The sequence below is a fragment of the Sphingomonas sp. Ant H11 genome (genome assembly GCF_000797515.1).
Lineage (GTDB): Bacteria > Pseudomonadota > Alphaproteobacteria > Sphingomonadales > Sphingomonadaceae > Sphingomonas.
The window spans coordinates 1-2,502 of the sequence record NZ_JSBN01000163.1 but is presented as its reverse complement, the minus strand read 5'-3'; the positions used below and the strand labels follow the sequence as shown (position 1 = coordinate 2,502).

Here is a 2,502-nt window from a genome sequence, read left to right as displayed (position 1 = left end):
TACCGGCGGCGGCGGCGGCGATTTCGGCGGCGGTGGCGCTTCGGGGGATTGGTGATGGCGGGAACGGCACGGCTGACGCGCGACGACCATGCGCAGGTGTTGGCCGCCGTAGCGCGCGCCGAAGCGGGCACCGATGGCGAGATCGTCACGATCGTGACCGAGCGTTCGGACAGTTACCACGATGCGGCGCTGCATTGTGCGATTGCGGCGATGCTGATCGTGCTCGCGCTGGCGGCGATCAATCCGCTCGCGATCGAGACATGGCTGAGCGGCTTCACCGAAGGGTGGGACGATGCGCCCGATCCGCGCTTGCTGTTGGGCGTAATCCTGGCGGCGCAAGCCTTGGTCTTTTTGATCGTGCGGTTTGCGCTTGCCTATATGCCGCTACGGATGGCGCTGGTGCCCAGGGCGACACGCGCGCGGCGGGTGCGGCGGCGGGCAATCCAATATTTCAAGGTCGGGGCCGAGCGCCGCACCACCGCGCGCGTCGGCATCCTGCTCTATCTCTCGCGCGATGAGCGCATGGCCGAGATCGTCGCTGATGAAGCGATCCACCGTGCCGTGCCCGCAGAGCGCTGGGGCGATGCGATGGCGGCGTTGGTCGCCGAAACCCGCGCTGGCAAGCCGGGTGCTGGCATGGCGGCGGCAGTCGAGCGGATTGGCGCGATCCTCGCGGAAACTTTCCCGAAAACGGCGGACGACCGAAACGAGCTCCCGGACAGGCTGATCGAACTATGAGTGCGGAAATTGTCTGGGAAGGCAAGTACATCAAGGTCGTGAAGGACGGGACCTGGGAATATGTGTCGCGCGCACGCGGCATTCAGGCGGCAGTGATCCTGGCGGTTGAGGACGGGCATGTCCTGCTGGTCGAGCAATATCGCGTCCCGCTCGGGCGGCGCTGCCTGGAATTGCCGGCGGGGCTGGTTGGTGACGAGGAGGCAGGCGAGAGCATCGAAGCCTCCGCTGCGCGCGAACTTGAGGAAGAGACCGGCTATCGGCCTGCCAAGATCGAGCAACTGGGCCTTTTCCATTCCTCGCCCGGCATGGTGTCCGAAGGCTTCACGCTGGTGCGCGCGACCGGGCTGGAGCGTGTTGCCGATGGCGGCGGGATCGACGGCGAGAATATCACCGTGCTGCGCGTGCCGGTCGCGGAGATTGCGAACGTGGTCGCCGCCAAGCGCGCCGAGGGTGTGGCGATCGACGTGAAGCTGTTGCTGCTGCTGGGCGCGGGGATGCTAGCGGGGTAACCGCCGCGCCTGCCGCTTAGCGGAAGTTGTCGGCGTAGCTTTGCAGCTTGAGCGTGCGCTCGGGTGCGGGAATAACAGTGAAGGGCAGCCCTTCGCGCTCGGCATAAGCGATCGCCGCTTCCTGCGTCGGGAAGGTCAGGCGGAGCTGGTCGCGCGTATCGCCCGAGCCGGCCCAGCCGGTGAGCGGATCGGGCTGCTTGGCCTCGGCCGGGGCGAAGTCCAGCATCCAGATGCTGGTGCGTGCGCGGCCCGAGGACATGGAGTTCTTCGGGCGCTGATAGATTCGGGCGATCGACATGGTGCCTCCTTACCGTGCTTCTTTCGCGCGTGCATCTGCGTTTTTCGTGCGCAGCGTCGCATTGGCCGATGCGGGGTCATCGGGCCAGGGATGGCGCGGATAGCGGCCGCGCATTTCCTTGGCGACGGCCGCCCAACTGCCTGCCCAGAAGCCCGGCAAATCGCGCGTCGTCTGGATCGGGCGACCGGCGGGCGAGGTGAGGCTGAGCACCAGCGGCACGCGGCCACCCGCAATCATCGGGTGGGTGGCGAGCCCGAACAGCGCCTGCGGGCGCAACTCCACGCGCGGGCCGCCCTCGACGTCATAATCGATCGGGTGGCTGCTGCCCGCAGGGCTGGTGAAATGGGTGGGGGCGAGGCGATCGATCGTTTTGAGCGCGTCCCAACCGATCAGCGCGCGGAGTGAATCGGTCAGCGCACCCGAGTCGATCGCATCGAGCCGCCGTTTGCCGACGAGCAAGGGGGCGAGCCATTCATCGGCGCGAGCGAGCAGCGCGGCGTCGTCGAGCGCGAGCTCTGCGCCGCCATGGTCCTGTGCAAAGGCAGCGCGGTGGCGCAGCGCGAGCGCCGCGTCGCTCCACGGCAATACCGCGAGGCCGTGGGTGTGGATACCGGCGAGCAAGGCAGCGGCGATCGCGTCGGGGTCGGCTTGCGCATCGGGGCCGCTCGACAGCCGCAGCGCCCCGAGGCGGCGCTCGCGTGTGGTCTGCACGCCGCCCGTCGCGGGATCGAAGGTGACGGTGCGGTGGATCGCGATCGACTCGCCGAACAGCGCCTCGATCGTCGGCAAGTCGATTGCGGCGGCGGAAAGGATGCGCGCGCCCGAGGCCATGCCCTGGGTTTCGGCGACCGCCAGCCATTCCTCGCGGGCGAGCGCGCTGGTCGGATCGAGCTTGAAGCCGCGTCCGCCGACCGAGGCCCAGGTCTCGCCCGAGCCGTCGCGGCGGCGCGCGATACG

General features: G+C 68.4%; 4 protein-coding genes. 2 read left to right on the top strand and 2 right to left on the bottom strand.

Going from position 1 to position 2,502, the window contains the following annotated elements:
* Positions 1 to 54: 54 nt before the first annotated feature.
* Positions 55 to 738, top strand: coding sequence for a TPM domain-containing protein (locus tag NW75_RS20675; protein ID WP_033967292.1), 684 nt, complete (start codon positions 55 to 57; stop codon positions 736 to 738).
* Complete coding sequence (locus tag NW75_RS20670) at positions 735 to 1,247, top strand: NUDIX hydrolase (protein WP_033967291.1); 513 nt, start codon at positions 735 to 737, stop codon at positions 1,245 to 1,247. Before NW75_RS20675 ends, NW75_RS20670 begins: the two co-directional genes overlap by 4 nt.
* Positions 1,248 to 1,263: 16 nt before the next feature.
* On the opposite strand, the gene NW75_RS20665 is transcribed toward NW75_RS20670, so the two are convergent.
* Both NW75_RS20665 and NW75_RS20660 read right to left on the bottom strand, forming a co-directional pair.
* Positions 1,264 to 1,545 (bottom strand): ETC complex I subunit, encoded by a 282-nt coding sequence (locus NW75_RS20665; RefSeq protein ID WP_033967290.1) that lies wholly within the window; start codon positions 1,543 to 1,545, stop codon positions 1,264 to 1,266.
* Positions 1,546 to 1,554: 9 nt separating this feature from the next.
* A partial coding sequence (locus tag NW75_RS20660) for an ATP-dependent helicase C-terminal domain-containing protein (protein ID WP_033967288.1) occupies positions 1,555 to 2,502 on the bottom strand: 948 nt, incomplete at its 5' end.

Coding starts and splice junctions, on each gene's coding strand:
- NW75_RS20675 (WP_033967292.1), top strand. CDS start 55: ATGGCGGGAACGGCACGGCTGACGCGCGACGACCATGCGCAGGTGTTG.
- NW75_RS20670 (WP_033967291.1), top strand. CDS start 735: ATGAGTGCGGAAATTGTCTGGGAAGGCAAGTACATCAAGGTCGTGAAG.
- NW75_RS20665 (WP_033967290.1), bottom strand. CDS start 1,545: ATGTCGATCGCCCGAATCTATCAGCGCCCGAAGAACTCCATGTCCTCG.